Raw genomic sequence first — 15531 nt, 5'->3', positions numbered from 1 at the left:
GCAAACTGGAGTGATGATATAGTCTGGTCCTTCAAGAAATTGAAGAAGGGGGTTAAATTCCCCCTTATAACTTAACGACAGGAAAATCAATACAAGCTTGCGGAGTGGTTCACGTTCTAAATGAAAAGAAGAAACAAAATAATGCTAAGAGCGGAACGGCAGTATTGTTATCCGCTCCTGGTATTACATTACGAAAGTGGCAAACGAAAGAAATCGGAAAAACATTACCCTATGCGAAAACTACCATTATTCGTACAGCTGATGAAGCTCTTCAAATGCTAGATAAAGTCCGAAATGGTTATAAACCGTCTCCTGGAGAGGTGGAATTCACCATTATAGGCATTGATAAAGCAAAAAGGGATGCTGAGCCGTATTATGCTGGTGTTTGGAAACGAGTAAAAACAAATAAGCATTATGGTTGGCATTGCCCTGATTGTGGCAGACAGCTTATGAAAAAAGTAGAAGGTGAGTGGTTTCCGCTAGAATGGTCAGATATAGCCTACGGAGAACAACCATCATTTGAACGTTTAGCAGATGCTAAAGCAGAAAAAAGGTTAAATCCAAATGGTCTACCTGACAACTACAAAGTGAAGTGGCGTCGCACTAAGCAATTCATGAAGTGCTCATACACACTTAAGCCAAAAGGATATTTAAGTGAAGAGAATAGTACTGAAATTAACGTTAATACGTATGAGGAAAAAGTAAAAATAATTGCGGAAAAACGTACTAATGAAGTTTGCGGAACTAAATTGTATCGCCCAGCGGTAAAAAGTCGCGGTGAAACACGTAATCGTCCAACAACGAATATTTCAAAAGTCTTTAAAAAGATGAAGAAGTATTTTTCAATGTTCATTTGTGACGAAGCCCACCAATGCAAAGCTGGAGGATCAGGTAGAGGTGACGCTTACGATAAAATGGTTAAATCTGCAAAGAGAAACCTTAATCTAACTGGAACCTTGGTAAATGGAAAGTCCACAAGTATCAAGGAATTACTCTGGAGAACCACCCCTCAAGACCTTATAGATAAAGGGTTTAATGATGCGAGTGGTGATCTAGCTTGGGCTGAGAAGTACGGAAAGCTAAAACAAGTGGTTTACCTTCAAGATGAAGTTAGTAGTCAGGGGTGGGTAACAAGACAACGTAGAAAGCCTATGCAACCGACTGAAGAACCTGGCATTGCGCCTGCGATGACTGCACAATTTTTACTTTCCAAAACAGCATTCTTAGACATTGATGATTTGGGTTTACCTCTTGTTGAACTGATTGAAAAACCAGTGTTTATTCAGCCAAAACCTGAACATGAAGCTGCTTATCGTGTTTTTCATGAAGAAATGTACGATAAATGTTCCAGAATTGCGCGTGCAGGTGGAAAAGGGGCATGGTCAAAGTTTAATCCAGCTGTGTTAAATTATGCTGCTAGACCAGACTTAGGTGCGTTTTATTCATTTGTATCGCAAGATGGTAAGGAAGAAATCATTTCTGCTCCGAAACTAGAGGGTTATACAGCCAAGGAAGAATGGCTCATTAACCAAGTGAAGTCTGAACTTGCTGAAAATAGAGGAGTAGTTATTTACAATAACTATACTGGAGAGTATCAATTAAATGAACGTACTCAACAAATTCTAAAAGAAAATGGAATTGAAAGTAGGATTCTAAATGAATCGAATACGGAGAAGCGTTCAGAGGTGCTTCAAAAGTATGAAGAAGAAGGCGTGAAGGTAGTAATATGCAATATGAAACTTGTGGAAACGGGTCTTGATCTCTTGTTTTGGCCAACGATTATTTTCAATCAACTTTCTTATGAAGTTAACGTTGTACGTCAAAGCGCCAAACGTTCACATCGTATTGGGCAGCATAGACTTTGTAAAGTCCTCGTTCCAATCTTAAACGGTACACAAGAAGTGTCACAGTTTAAGAAAGTGATGAGTGCTCGAGGTCATGCCTTGATGACGGAGGGGCGTTTAGATCGTGGTGAACTTGCAAAATACTCTTACGATGAACAATCGGCACTAGCTACTGATTTAGCTCAATGTTTTGCCGAAGCTGATCTAGCAAGTGCTTGGGAAGAACTCGCTGCTAAAGAGTTTGAAGGACTTGAAATGGTAGCAGAAGATGAATTCCAACAAGTGCTAGAACAGAGAATGAAGGAATTAGCTGAAACCACTATGCGACTATGTGGTGTGAAGCCAGTAACTTCATTACAAAGTACAGAAGAGAAAGAAGTTGAACAAGAGGAAACACTTTTTGCATTTGATTTTTCAGAAGAAAAAGATGCAAATGATGATCTAGGTGGTGTTATTGGAATTGTCGATCTATCTAATTATAAAAAGAAATGGTCGAAGAAAGCACCTACTGAGGATCAATTAGTGTTCAATTTCTAATGTTTAAAAAGGGCAGCAATTGCTGTCCTTTTTTGAATCTGAAAGTCCTTCAATGGAAAAAGTTATTACAAAAGACAATTTAGAACTAACCATTGAAAAACTTTGCATTGGTGACACTAAAGCACAACATTATAATCGTGAATACTATAGTAGAGGCGAATTAAGCATAGCAATCGCTACTACCGAAACGATTAAATTGTTCATTGAGAAGATGTTGAAGCAGGATACTGCCCAATGGCCTTGTTAAATGAAGTAATGTACGCAAATGGATATTTCATGAAAACAAAATATCGTCATTTAAAGCAAGTTGCTGATAATGACTTCACCATTAATATTTCGGACCTTGATAGAGTTGTTCTTTACTTCTGTGAAAATGCGTATCAAGAACAGATTAAGGAGAAAGCAAATGGCTGAAATTAAAGGTAACTTCACAAAATTATGCTTCAGTAAAGGAGGATTTTCTTGTTGCTCATTTTGGATTTACTGCGAAATAGGGAAGGGGAATTGCTACTATGCTGATAATGAGATCGATAGCGAAGCAAAAGAATATTGCGGTTGCTATAAACGTTATCATACGGAGCCAATCATAAAAAAAGTTTCTAAACAAGATGATCCATTTGCTGATTTTAATGAGGAAGCATTAGATGATCTGTTTGGAAGTTTTAACGAAAATTTACTAGACCATATAGGACAATAGGGGGATACCTCTATTCTCTTACTAATAGGAGGACACACACATGTCAGTAGCTTCGGTTACTCTGTCAGAAATGCAAAAGAACGGTATCGCATTAGCAAAGGCTTGGCCAGTATAGAAATTGACAAGAAGAAATACATTTTTATAGTAGAAATCTGATATTTAATAAATCCAATATAGTTGGCCAAGCTGTTGGCAATAAGTGATACATATAGAATAGGTGTGAAATCTGCCTCCAAGATCAGCAAGATTGCTGCAATAAAGAGAGAAGATGCAACCGTTTTAAGAAAAATGTACAGTTTAAGGCTATTTAAAGAAAGAACTTTCATTTCAAAGGTTTGGAATGGTATATTCAAAATAGGATTATTTTGAAAGACCTTTGCCAAACCGTAAGCAAACAAAGCAATTGGAAACCACTTTATAATGAGATTTTCATACACTTGAAATAACTCCACGGACAATGGGAGAAAAAATATGAGTAACAATAAAAAAATCACCCCATTAAATTTGTTCTTTTTTATCATCCGAATGTACTGTCTTACTTTATTGAGGCCTATAAAATAGACTAAATCAACTATCATAGCTATCGCCTATCAATTTAGTGATTTGTTTTCGATCTAAGGTTCCCGGTTCAAACTCTAATAATTGTCCATCCTTCAAAATCAAATATTTATCACAAATCGTTTCCAAACTGTCTAAATCATGGCTTGAAATGATTTGAATCCTGGTGGTTGATTTGTGATTCAGGAACATCTGCTCTACAGTATCAACTTGTACGGGATCTAAGGTAATAAATGGTTCATCGAAGAAGTAGACATTCGATTCTCGCAGCATTCCTATGGCAATATTAATACGCTGCAATGTTCCTCTTGAAACACTTCGTGGATAATAATCCATATATTCTTCCAGTTTTAGCTGTTTTGCTAGATGTTGTATTTTTTTTATTGCCTCTTCTTTTGATATTTTATTTAGTTTACAAATGAAAAGCATTTGTTCACGGGCAGTTAGATCTTGATATAAAACAGGTGTATCTCCTATAAAGACGAAGGGGAGATTAAGAATATCCACAGTGTTAATGTTATCGCCATGAAATAAAACATTTCCCTCATGGTTCCTAATGATTCTCATTAAAATTTTTAGTAATGTTGTTTTACCTGCTCCGTTACGCCCAATTAATCCATAAATGTTTCCCGTTCTGAATTCGAAGGTAATACCATTCAATACTTTCTTATCCCCATACGACTTTGAAATTGAATCTAATTGAATCATGCTTTCACTTCCCTTAAAAAAGAGTTATAATATTTGAATTAATATTTTAATAAGAGTCCTTGATGACCACCTAATATTTTGTAATTCTTTATGAGATCATTGAATTCAAACGAGAACAGCGATTTTAGACTGCTGCCACAATCTTGATATGGAACTGCTTTACCGACTATATTGAGTTGGCCATTATAAAAATTCAAAATGGTTGAGTAATTGACTATTTCCTTCAGTATCAAAACTTTATCGTGGTCATCTTCTCTGATTGTCCTATTCGTAATAACTTTTTCGACTTTTGTTATGTTTCTCATTGGGTGATAATTTTCCATTAGTTGCTCTGAAAACAATTCTTCTTTCTTTTCGGCATCTGATAGATGATCGTAAACAAGAAACTCAATGGTATCAGTTTCATTTTGCCTTGTAATTTTGATTTTATTGTTACAGATATATTGGTAACACAGATTTAGCAAGGTTGTTAATTGACTTTTCTCAATCAATAAATAGCTATAATGGTTCCTCTGGCAGTTTTGTTTGGGTATGTTGCTTTCTATCAATCTATTTAGAAAAGTCTCAACATTATTGATGACATGTTTATCGTTTTTAATAACTGCAGTGTTAATCTCAACATCTTCTTCCACAAGGAAACAATAAATTTGGATCATATCCAATTGTCCATCCTCACTAAAGGAAAAAGAAACCTGATAGTCATCCACTTGTAATTTTCTTTCTACCATCATTAAGTGGAAGGTTGAAACAACTTTTCACATAAATCTAATAAGGGAACAGCCCTGTTGAATGGTGAATGTTCTGTAAGACTTTCCCAAAATACTCTTTTATAAAATTTGTGATATGAAATGGTGAACACTTTATTATTGAATTGCATTGCCCAACCCCTCAATAATGATAGACGGAGAAATATATTTGACCTTGACGGTTGCCCCTTTTTTACCGCAGAGGCTATGGTATTCATTACTATTGCTGCAAAAGACAATCTCTTTATCAAAAAAATGTCTAATATCCAAATACAAATGAAACGGCTCGATTGATGCAGTGAATTGTCCTGCTTCTATTAGACTAGCATGAGATACTTCTACAGAAAAATCACCTGTAAAAATGTTGACTTCGCCCATTCCAATTTTATGTATATAAATTCCCTTGTTAATGCTTTCAATGTGTTTCTCTTCCGAAGTCTTTCCTGGCTGAACAAACATAGATCGCATTCTAGTAATCACCGGCATTCTTAGATTTTCTCTCCGCCCATTGCCGGTATTATGAGAATGTTGCTGGTCCAACCGGCTACTAAGCAAATGGAGGATTTCCCCATTCCTTATCAATGGAATGTTTTTTGTGATGGGGTCGCCGTTATCATCAAAGGTTTCTGGAATGTGAAAATTCTCAAAGATTGTAAGATGTCGGCTGAAATTCCATTCCTTTTCCCTATTCAATGGAGACCGAAAAAAATGATCAGTCTCTAAAAAATGACCCAAAAATTCGTGGGAAAATAGACCCGATGAGTAGCTATTAAAGGCCACTTTATAAGAATCTAGATCTTTTGGCAATGATTTCTTTGTAGAAAAGAACCAATTGATTTCATTCTTTATTTTCACCAATACTCTGTGAATACTATCTTTGTTTATTCTCTCAAGAACATGGAAATCACTGATAAGATTTATGCCAAATTGATCAATATTATAGGAAATAATATAATAAACTTCATCCTGCAATCCTGTTAAGGAGTCAGAATCATATAGTATTTTTTTGTTGCTGACAGTTTCGATTGCTATTTTTGTTTCAAAATGAAAAGTTTGTTCAATTAGTTTGTGTAGTAACTTTATCAATACATTGATAGAATATACAAAAATACCGGGATAAATAGCAATATATAAAGAAAAACATAATAAATATCTACATGTCACCGAAGTACCAGATTAGAATTATTTAAGTTATTCATATACTATTTAAATAACTTCTGGCCAGAAGAAATAGGAGAAGGTTTACTCTCGAATATGGTGTAGTGCAAGTACAAGCCAAGTGTAAAAACATCCCATATTATATCTTGAATGAAGTTGGAGGAGATTAAGGTGAAAAAAATATTTGCTTTACTATTAGTTGTATTGATGATGTTTACTGGAACAATGGTATCAGCTGAAAGTAAATCAACAACATCTGAAAGTGTAAAAAAGTACGAAAAAGAAATTCTAAAATCTTTTGATGAGTTAGGAATTGATTTGGAAACACAGAAAAAACTATTAAAAAAGCTTAAAGATGGGGAAATGCTAGATTCATTGAAACAAGAGAACGCGGACTTTGCATTAGAAGAAATACAAAGTCTACAAATGAATGAATCTAATATCATTACATTCTCAGACGGATCAAAAGCTAAGGTAGGTAGTGAAATAATAAAATCTGAAGATGACACTTACAACGATGATATTGGATTAATGCATACAGGGTTATCGCCCGGAACTTATACAATTAGAACGTATTACAACACAGGTCTCGTTAACGCACAATATTATATCGAAGCTGTAATTAGATCGGGAAGCGATAACGATTATATTTTAACAGTATATGACGGGACCGCTACTGTGATAGGAGGAAAAAAAGAGGAAGAAACAACAACATTGCACAGAAGATTTGAAACTTCAACTCATTATGCTCATTCTAATTTTAGGGTTGACTATTCCTTATTCGGAGAAAATTTTAGTTCTTCGATGACACTTAACACTTTGGTAGGGAATGACGGATATAAAACTGGTTTAAGTAATCTTACACCTTTAAAATAACGGTTTAATTTTTCAGAAATTCATCCTAGTAATAACATCTTATCTAACAAGTAATTAGCAGACCGATATTCGTAATTAGGTCTGCTTTTCTCTTTTTGGATTATATTAACATTTACCTTTTAATGTTATAATAAAAATAGGTTTGAAAAATGACGAACAAAAAAAAATTAACAATTAATTATTGATAATAGTTGACCTGTTAAATATCAGGAAATCCCCTTAAAAAGAGGAGTGACAACATTTATGGCTACAGAAATGCATTTGATTATATTTATGGTCTTAATTTTTGTTAGTGTAATTGGTGTAGTATTACTAATCTATTTTTGGTTGAGAAGCAGCTATAGAAAAAAAGATTTAAAGATCAGAGAGCTCCAAAAAGAAATTGAGGAACTGAAAGGAAAGGGTTAAATAAATCTAAAATTTGTTTAGCCTACAAAATCCCAAAATGTAGACGTAATCTCCTTCTTTTATAAATACGTTTGCCCCCATCTAACCCATGATGGGGGTGTGTTTGTAAGAAGTATTTATAAACAACATAAAAAAAGCTGACTCTTACATAATACCTCACTTTAAATTTATTTTAATTACAAGCCACCTTAATAGTATTTATTTTATCCAATATAAGTTTATAATTACCAAAGTCACCGTTTTTTTTAAACACCCAATTAGCTTCTTCGTACCACTTCAATACTTCTTCACTATATTCTCCAATTTTTTTATATAAGATTTGTCCCTTTAGATAAAATAAATAACCAAGTAAAAACATCGTTTGTTCTTTTTGACATAGGTTAATTCCATTTTCACAAAAGTTCAAAGCTTTCTTTTCATCATTTAACAAGTCTGCATTTCTAGCAGCATTATAATATAAGTTAATTAAAATAGATTTTTTTATTATGTTTGGAGATTTCTCACAAAAATTAATTAGCTTCACATACAATAAATCAGCCTCACTAAATTGACTTAATTCATTTAACATTATAGCTTTACTAATATATATTTCAATATCTCTATTACTAAAATTTTTGGAAGTAGTTTCTGAATAAGAAAGAGCTTCTTCTAATAACTTTAGGGATAATTTTTTATTGTCATATAGATAGTTTATACAGATCGCTTCTCTCCATAATAAAAATTGTTTAAGATGAATAACTTTATTAAACAAGGGATTTTTCTTTTCTAACTTAACCATATCATAAGCTTGGGCATATTCTTTGAATTGAATTAACTTTGTTAATTGATCACATACTTCGTTTACATAACTATAATTTGTTACATTAGTTTCTTGAAAAAAGTAATCAATAGAAACTCCTAGACGTTGACTTAGGGCATTTAATAATAGTGCTGAAGTATAAACGTTTTCATCATTTTCTATAGTACTGATCATTGCTTGAGAACAGATGTTATCCGCTAACTCTTCTTGTGTCATCCTCCAATATTTACGTAATTCTTTTATTTTCAATCCAATATTGTACTGCATATTTAATCCCCCCCTATATAGCAATAATACCTAAATATTGGTAATGTTGTGAAGTTAAATTATCAATAGAATTATATTATTTATTGGAATTTGATAGAAAAGCTAGAAATGTTCATGAAAATTATCATGAAATAGATTTCCTCAAAAAAACTATCTAAGTTAATTTCATGTAACATAAAATTAACTTATTTATGAAGGGATTTGATATATATGAAGAAAACCTTTTTTCTAGTTTTATTGAGTATCAGTTTAGTTGCATTTGCACCGATTAATGTCCTTGGAGCACCAACAGAGGTGAACCCTCAAGACCTTGGAAATGTTCACATGTAGATCATTGAAGTTAAAAAGATGTTAACCAAAGAGCTGATTTTATAAACATTATAGAATTAGCTCTATCTAAAACTTCACAAAAATATTTTATTAATAGTATCTGATACAGACTTTTTATTTTCATACACAATTTCTATAAGTTCGTCGAAGGAAATAGGTTTTGCACTCCTACTATTTCGGTCAACTTCTGTAGAAATATGGTTATAATAAAATCCTCTCAGATCATGTCTAAGAATTAAATGATTGGAATATCCAATATCTAATAGCTCATTAAATTCAAATGCATGAAACTTTTCATCTCTAATTTCAACGATAGACTGAGAATATCGATCTAAATTCAATAAAAACATTTCAACATCATTTTTAGTTTTTAAAGATCTTAACTCCAGTTATTTGCCACTTATTTTAAGTGTATGGTAAGCCCGAATTATAAAAAAATAGCTCACCTTTCCGGTACGCTATTTTTTTTATATTTCGGGCTTACTGCCAATTTAATTCAAAGGAAATGTTATAATTGAAAGAAAAAAGTAAAGTGGGGATTAAAATTGTTTCGGGGTTATAATTTATGGATTTCTATTGGAACTCTAGTAGCTGTAACAATTATTTTATTTACTCAATTTATATGGGCTAACATACCTGAGTTTATTCCAGGGGTATCAGCAAAACTAGGTAATATATTCTTTAATATAAGCATGTCGTACATTGTAAGTTATATATTTTATGTGATTGTGGCTTACTTACCTGAAAAACAAAAGAAGGCACATCTAAGAAAAGAGATACAAAATTCAAAAGAAAGCATTTTACGTGATTTTAATCAGGTTATATCCTACATGGAGAAATCATCAGGAGTTACTTTAAACAATAAACAAGTAACAGAATTTGATATAAAAAACATGCTGGGAAAAATACATCCTTATAGTGCTGCTCCTGTGGTTACGTGGTCCAATGGTTTAGTAGTAAACTTAACATGGAATGATTACCTATTGACACATATAAAGGAAATAACTGAAAAAGTAAACAATATATTCATTTTCATCCCGTTTATGGATGCTACATTGATCGCAAGTTTTAATAAAATTCATAAGTGTAGTTTTTTCAAAGTTGGAAATACGTTGTTTACCACTCCTATGAAAAATAAAAATTTGTCAGCTTTTGGTAAAGATTTTTACGAATACTATTCTCTGGTTAAAAGTATTGAACAATAGGGAAATAATACATAATAAATAGAGCTAGTAAAGTGAAAAAAAGGATGATAATAAGGAGAAGTAAAATGAAAGAGAAAGTCTTGATAATCTTTTTTAGGTATATTTTTCCAATGCTAATATTATTTTTGATGTCCTATATCTCTATGTTTCTTTCGTTTGGTGGATATATTTTAGTTTCTTCGATATACATTGTGCTGAATTACTATTTAATTGTATATATCTTTCAATTTGGCTATAGTTCTAAGATTAAGTCAAAAAACTCATTATATACATGGTTAGATAGTTTAGAAGGTGGAACGGATTTATTAAACCAATTATTCTCAAAGTCATTAAAAAGTAAAGACGTATTGGTCAACTTAGAACAAGCATATTTAACATTGAATCATTACACTAAATATGATCATAAAAAATTAAAACTATTAAGAGGGTACTATAAGGTATTAAGTGAGGAGGGACCGTTAGATAAGTTTTATAGTACAGTTCATGCAGTTATTATTGGTGTAGCTATTTGGGGGATTAATAAAGGTATAGTTTTGGAAATAGCAAGATATAGTGGTGATACAAGGATAATAGGAGTAGAGCCTAACTTTATTACTATTTTAAATATAATCACTTTTTTTACTATTGGGATTTTATTTACTTCAGTCATAATCAAAGATTATTATTTAGGAAAAAAACGAAAAAAATTGATAATTGAAATCATAGATATTTGTATAGAAGAAAATAAGAGTTAAACCCGGACATTAAAATGTTCTTCAACAATATAACGCGTTTCTTTAGTAGAGAATATGCCATTTATCATTTTAGTACCAGATTATTGAAAGGTATAAGGTTTTTAGGAAATGGTTTTGATAAATATGTTAACTTAATTGAACTACTGTGTATACAGAACGGTGCGACGGTGCGGTGAGAGAGTTCGGGAATTTGTCATCCCCTCCTACTCGATTTTGGATGATCTAAAAAAATCTTATATTGTTGCTAGACTTAATATTTGATAAAATAATTATATAATATTTTTTAATTGCTCTATGAGCCTGATTTACTGAAGTAAGCACCCTATGGGATGCATATTTGTTTAGGAGGATATCCTTGCATAAGTGCGTCTTATAGAGGTGCTTTTTTGCATTTACAGAACCGGAAGTAATAGGTAGCTGCCTATTCTTTCGGTTCTTTTATTAACAATTAGGAGGGAGATTTATGGATTTGTTACAACGTTTTGAGGAAGCTATGACAGTTCATTCATTAGATATTGATACTACTTATAGTAAACGAATGTATCTAATCGAAATGATGTTATACGGTTCCTCTGAAAAGGTAGGAGATGTGGATTTTTCAACTTTTACTGTGTCTGAATTAAAGAAAACGATCGATGATATCTTGGAATATGAATCCGATGAAATCACTGATTATGATTTTGAAGATGCAAGAAATATTGGAAATCCCATTTACGAATTAAATTCTCTTGCTGGTTTAACGAATAATATTTTGGCAGTTAAACCGCAGCAAAAGAAGAAAAGGAGGTTTATCTAATGTCCAAAGTCTGTTTTCTAACGGTACAGTTTTTGGAAGAGGCTCGTTATACAGCAGATAATTTATTAATCGCTAAAATGATGAGTGACAGAGGGGTACCATTAGATCCAGGATTGATGTTCTATGTTAGAAACAGCCATGATGATTCTTCACTATTTTTTGATGCAATCGATAAACTTTTCGTTGTGAAATCGAAAATAGTAGAAGGAGATTCTGTTGATGAGGTAATGACCATAACCGTTACAAATAGTCATATTGATGGTTGGTTAGACCTTAATAAGAAGATCAGCCAAACATCAATGTATGAAGCCTTTCGTATGTCCCAGCTCGGACTTGAAAGTAATTTACTTTCCTCTAGTGACTATTTTGATGGTAGTTTCGAAGGTGAATTTACAAGCGAGGGTCTTCAGTTAAAGATTTGTGGTACAAGTTACTATATGTTGTACCATGAGTTTTTAGAGGATATTTTTTCGTTTATTGATATGCTGAATAAACAATTTACAATATGGGAGGAACTTTATTATGAACACAATGAAAGAAGTCAACGAAACACGTATCACGCTTCGTAGCCATGAAGCAGTCGTTGAAAATGTTAACAATGGCATTTCGATGAATAGGCGTACTGTTATTCCATCTGATTTAGCGATTTCAATGCTTGGGATTTTAGAAGATGAAGCAATTGTTACTCACCTTCTAAGAGAGAAAAGCTTTGATCAAGTTTTTGAAGGTTTTTTTAATCTTCAAAACTATAACGGTGAACCGTTGATAGAGGAGATGAATGCTATTATTGACTTGGCATTTCGTTATATTGATGAATCAGATTGCGATTCGGAAGTTCTAAATAGTTTTTTCTTAACTCTAGTTTCAAGGTTTGATCCAAATGATTTTTCGGAAAAAGAAACCATTAAGGCACTGAGGCGTTTCTTGAGTAAGGTTAGAGAATTTGAGAACTCAGACATTATTCATGAGTTATTTTATTACTTATTGGATGAGGTTAATTTACTAGGGGATTTGAAAGGGGCATATGCAGGTAGGATATTAAAACAACTACTTACACGTGCGAGAAATTCCTTAGATAAAGAAATGATCCATTCATTGTTTCAAGTGACTTCAAACGTTGCAGATCAAGAGTGGGTATTAGAAGTTTTAGAGAGATATATACCAAAGAAGAAGGCATGTTCGAGCCCGTTACTTCCTAAAAATTGCTTTATCTATCAAGAAATGATGGATGGAGCAAAGCTTGTCGGCATTGAGGTTGAAGCACAACGCTTCGATATCCAATATCACCGTAAGCGATTTGAGGAAGTGGGGCATCCGAAGCTGCTTTTTTTATTTACTTTAAGAGGACAAAGGGTATTGAGTTGCAAAATTGTTTGTGTGAAAGATCAAGTGTTAACACCTGAAACGCAGCTCTATAGGTATCCTTTCAGTAACGTTCATAACAATACATCTACGTGTTGGCCAGACCTAAGAAGTTATCAAATGAAAAGTATAGCTCATGTAGGGACCATGCCTTTTGCATTTATTCATTCTCAGAATAATGAACATCTATTTATAGGTGTCAATTTAGGCGAGAAGTATAACGAATTACAAGGCAAAGATTTTGACCATGATACGCTTGAACTTTTGGATTTATCTTTTGCTGGTTGGTTGGAAGTCTCAAAGAAGACTTTGAACTAACAAATTATTACATTTAGAAGAAAATATTAAAATTACACACTTAGGAGGAAATGAAAATGGATCAATTAAATTTATTTGGAGAAAACGTGATTAAAGTTACAAAGAAGGAAGAAGAAGTAAAGCAAAAGGAAAAAGCTAATGTGAAAAATACTTCAAAAGCTGCTAAAGGAGATAAAGGAGATAAGAAAGCAACGACTCCATCTAAAAAGAAGCAGGAGATCAAACTCTTTTCTGATTGGACCATTCATTACTATGGAAACACATTCACAGTGACAGAATTTGTTCAAGATATCCCTGAAGGTGGTATTACGACAGAAGAACTTCGTGCAGCAATGGCACAAGAATTCTTTGAAATGACAAAAGAACGTACTCATTTTGACCATGATTCCGAAAATAAAAGGTTGTTCCCTAAAGTAACTGGAGGTGCAAAAGGATGAAGAAAATGGGCATTCACACCTTTAGTTGGTCACTCTCTGATTTACTAGAGAGTGGCTTGCAGCCTTTTAATATCGTTGCTGGTCAAGATGGACAATTATACGAAATTCGTCAATCGGATTTAGGTACGATTATTGTACCTGCAGATAACCTACGAATGTTAGAAGAAATACCAAGAGGATTTCAGTTCAACCTTCCGAAAATCCCTGGAGAAACGTTAGCATCTGCTATTACGTTTTTTCGAGATTATTGTAAAAATGGTGTGGAACTGGAAGTTATGGTTAGTTTCTTTTATCATCCTATAACAAAGGAATATGTAGTAGATTGTCCGTTACAAAGGGTATCTAAAGGGCGAATTGAGTTTGAAGAATTAAATTATTATCAGGAGGGATTTATCGAAGTACTTCAATTACATTCTCATAATAGCATGAAGGCTTATTTTTCTGAAGTTGATAATAACGATGAAAAAAGATTTTTGCTTTATGGAGTGGTTGGTGAGTTAGACCAGGAACACCCGAACATGAAGCTTAGAGCTGGCGTTAATGGGTATTTTTATGACTTACCATTGGAGTATGTGTTTGATAGACCTGATGTTACTAGAGTTATGGATTATCCATCTATATGGAATAAAAAAGTATCCGTTATTTAAAGAATTTTGAAGAGGAAGGGCTAAAACGCTCTTCCTTTTTTACTAATAGAGGAGGAAGAACATGAATAAATTAAATATTTTAGAAAAAGGAAAGAACAAATTATACTTTGATATTGTACAAGTGGGAGCAGGCGCAAATGGAGGACAATTTTTTAGGTCTCTTTGTCAAGATATTGCAACGCATTTTGAGAGTTTCAAATCGAGAAATGATCATCCTGTAACGTTTGGTGTTAATCTCGTTTTATGTGATGCGGATCGATTTGAAACGAAAAATCTTGCTAACCAACTCTGCCTGAGTGAAGATTTAGGAGAATTTAAGGTTGAGGTTCTAGCTGAACGATATGCTGACGTATACGATTTATCAGTAGGTACGGTAACAAGCTATGTAAAGACAATTGATATGTTAGATCGTTTATTTGCTGAAAAAAACATTAATAAAGCCCATCAACAGGTAAAAGTTCTTTGTGGAATGGTAGATAACAATAAAACACGTCAACTATTTCATGATTATTTTTATTCAGATCATGTTGAAAATCTTATTTTGATTGATGCAGGTGTGACAGGTGTTAATGTCATTGATAAGCCGAAAGAAGCCTGGTCAAAAGAAAAATGGGAGGATACTCAACAAAGCGGTTTTTCAGGTCAGGTAGTCGTTGGCTTTAAATACAAAGGCAAAGTTATCCTAGAACCCGTTACGCAAATTTTTCCAGATATGTTAGAGGATGCATCAAGTCATTTCCCTGATGAATCGTGCGGAGATCTAGTTATAAATAACCCTCAAAGATCAGCAACTAATCGAATGGCAGCTCTTCTAGCTAACAATATCATGAATAACCTTTTTCATACACATTCCATTTATAGTCATGTATTAAACTTTAACGCTCAAACGTGTCATGTTCAATCGGGAATGGGCGGTGGAAGAATTGGAGTTATTAAAAAAGAGCAAATTCATACGTTGGATTTGCTACTAAAGGAGGCGCGCGACAAGTTCTGTTATAAACGCTTTCCAGCGTGAAAATACAGGAAGTTTACTAGAAAAACTTCAACTTTACAACTGAGGATTGGAATGAAGGAACCAAGTTTCCTGAAACAATCCCATCAAGA

The 15531-nt window shown here is 33.2% G+C and carries 19 protein-coding genes; 14 read left to right on the top strand and 5 right to left on the bottom strand.

Annotated elements, in window-relative coordinates; translation table 11 throughout:
- Window positions 1-104 precede the first annotated feature (104 nt).
- The 4 genes from BKP35_RS12185 to BKP35_RS12170 are packed head-to-tail and all read left to right on the top strand — an operon-like array spanning window position 105 to window position 3078.
- Window positions 105-2381, top strand: coding sequence for a helicase-related protein (locus BKP35_RS12185; RefSeq protein ID WP_071313636.1), 2277 nt, complete (start codon window positions 105-107; stop codon window positions 2379-2381).
- Between the two features lie 52 nt (window positions 2382-2433).
- On the top strand, window positions 2434-2628 hold the full coding sequence (locus BKP35_RS12180; RefSeq protein WP_169819213.1) for a hypothetical protein: 195 nt from the start codon (window positions 2434-2436) through the stop codon (window positions 2626-2628).
- Window positions 2616-2795 carry a hypothetical protein gene (locus tag BKP35_RS12175; protein WP_071313634.1) on the top strand — a complete coding sequence of 60 codons (180 nt, stop codon included), beginning with the start codon at window positions 2616-2618 and terminating at the stop codon, window positions 2793-2795. Before BKP35_RS12180 ends, BKP35_RS12175 begins: the two co-directional genes overlap by 13 nt.
- The gene (locus BKP35_RS12170; RefSeq protein WP_071313633.1) at window positions 2788-3078 is read left to right on the top strand and encodes a hypothetical protein; all 291 of its coding nucleotides are present in this window, start codon (window positions 2788-2790) and stop codon (window positions 3076-3078) included. The genes BKP35_RS12175 and BKP35_RS12170 overlap by 8 nt, the downstream gene beginning before the upstream one ends.
- Before the next feature lie 56 nt (window positions 3079-3134).
- Here the strand turns inward: BKP35_RS12170 and BKP35_RS12165 are convergent, their stop codons facing one another.
- From BKP35_RS12165 to BKP35_RS12150, 4 genes are all read right to left on the bottom strand, one after another.
- Window positions 3135-3515 (bottom strand): hypothetical protein, encoded by a 381-nt coding sequence (locus BKP35_RS12165; protein ID WP_139192873.1) that lies wholly within the window; start codon window positions 3513-3515, stop codon window positions 3135-3137.
- Between the two features lie 130 nt (window positions 3516-3645).
- Window positions 3646-4344, bottom strand: a complete 699-nt coding sequence (locus BKP35_RS12160) for an ATP-binding cassette domain-containing protein (RefSeq protein ID WP_071313631.1) — start codon at window positions 4342-4344, stop codon at window positions 3646-3648.
- 38 nt (window positions 4345-4382) lie between these two features.
- Window positions 4383-5075 (bottom strand): hypothetical protein, encoded by a 693-nt coding sequence (locus BKP35_RS12155; RefSeq protein WP_071313630.1) that lies wholly within the window; start codon window positions 5073-5075, stop codon window positions 4383-4385.
- A 132-nt stretch (window positions 5076-5207) separates the two neighbouring features.
- The gene (locus BKP35_RS12150; protein WP_169819212.1) at window positions 5208-6176 is read right to left on the bottom strand and encodes a metallopeptidase TldD-related protein; all 969 of its coding nucleotides are present in this window, start codon (window positions 6174-6176) and stop codon (window positions 5208-5210) included.
- A 228-nt stretch (window positions 6177-6404) separates the two neighbouring features.
- On the opposite strand from BKP35_RS12150, the gene BKP35_RS12145 reads away from it, so the two are divergent.
- Window positions 6405-7124, top strand: a complete 720-nt coding sequence (locus tag BKP35_RS12145; protein WP_169819211.1) for a hypothetical protein — start codon at window positions 6405-6407, stop codon at window positions 7122-7124.
- Window positions 7125-7367: 243 nt separating this feature from the next.
- Window positions 7368-7532, top strand: coding sequence for a lipopolysaccharide assembly protein LapA domain-containing protein (locus BKP35_RS19185; protein WP_139192871.1), 165 nt, complete (start codon window positions 7368-7370; stop codon window positions 7530-7532).
- Window positions 7533-7704: 172 nt separating this feature from the next.
- On the opposite strand, the gene BKP35_RS12140 is transcribed toward BKP35_RS19185, so the two are convergent.
- On the bottom strand, window positions 7705-8598 hold the full coding sequence (locus BKP35_RS12140) for a helix-turn-helix domain-containing protein (RefSeq protein ID WP_071313627.1): 894 nt from the start codon (window positions 8596-8598) through the stop codon (window positions 7705-7707).
- Window positions 8599-9473: 875 nt separating this feature from the next.
- On the opposite strand from BKP35_RS12140, the gene BKP35_RS12130 reads away from it, so the two are divergent.
- From BKP35_RS12130 to BKP35_RS12095, 8 genes are all read left to right on the top strand, one after another.
- Window positions 9474-10133 (top strand): hypothetical protein, encoded by a 660-nt coding sequence (locus BKP35_RS12130; RefSeq protein ID WP_071313625.1) that lies wholly within the window; start codon window positions 9474-9476, stop codon window positions 10131-10133.
- Between the two features lie 65 nt (window positions 10134-10198).
- Window positions 10199-10867, top strand: coding sequence for a hypothetical protein (locus BKP35_RS12125; protein WP_071313624.1), 669 nt, complete (start codon window positions 10199-10201; stop codon window positions 10865-10867).
- Between the two features lie 463 nt (window positions 10868-11330).
- Complete coding sequence (locus BKP35_RS12120) at window positions 11331-11663, top strand: hypothetical protein (protein WP_071313623.1); 333 nt, start codon at window positions 11331-11333, stop codon at window positions 11661-11663.
- Complete coding sequence (locus tag BKP35_RS12115) at window positions 11663-12232, top strand: hypothetical protein (protein WP_071313622.1); 570 nt, start codon at window positions 11663-11665, stop codon at window positions 12230-12232. The genes BKP35_RS12120 and BKP35_RS12115 overlap by 1 nt, the downstream gene beginning before the upstream one ends.
- Entirely contained in the window at window positions 12186-13343 is a 1158-nt protein-coding gene (locus BKP35_RS12110) for a hypothetical protein (RefSeq protein WP_071313621.1), read from the top strand. Before BKP35_RS12115 ends, BKP35_RS12110 begins: the two co-directional genes overlap by 47 nt.
- Before the next feature lie 56 nt (window positions 13344-13399).
- Window positions 13400-13780: a hypothetical protein gene (locus tag BKP35_RS12105; protein WP_071313620.1), complete on the top strand. Its 381-nt coding sequence runs from the start codon at window positions 13400-13402 to the stop codon at window positions 13778-13780.
- A complete protein-coding gene (locus tag BKP35_RS12100; RefSeq protein ID WP_071313619.1) occupies window positions 13777-14427 on the top strand; it encodes a hypothetical protein in 651 nt (216 codons plus the stop codon). Before BKP35_RS12105 ends, BKP35_RS12100 begins: the two co-directional genes overlap by 4 nt.
- Before the next feature lie 61 nt (window positions 14428-14488).
- A complete protein-coding gene (locus BKP35_RS12095) occupies window positions 14489-15442 on the top strand; it encodes a ThiF family adenylyltransferase (protein WP_071313618.1) in 954 nt (317 codons plus the stop codon).
- Window positions 15443-15531: the final 89 nt, after the last annotated feature.

It is taken from the genome of Anaerobacillus arseniciselenatis, from assembly GCF_001865995.1.
Taxonomy (GTDB): Bacteria; Bacillota; Bacilli; order Bacillales; family Anaerobacillaceae; genus Anaerobacillus; species Anaerobacillus arseniciselenatis.
The sequence above is the reverse complement of the archived record's forward strand: the minus strand, read 5'-3'. Positions and strand labels throughout refer to the sequence as shown.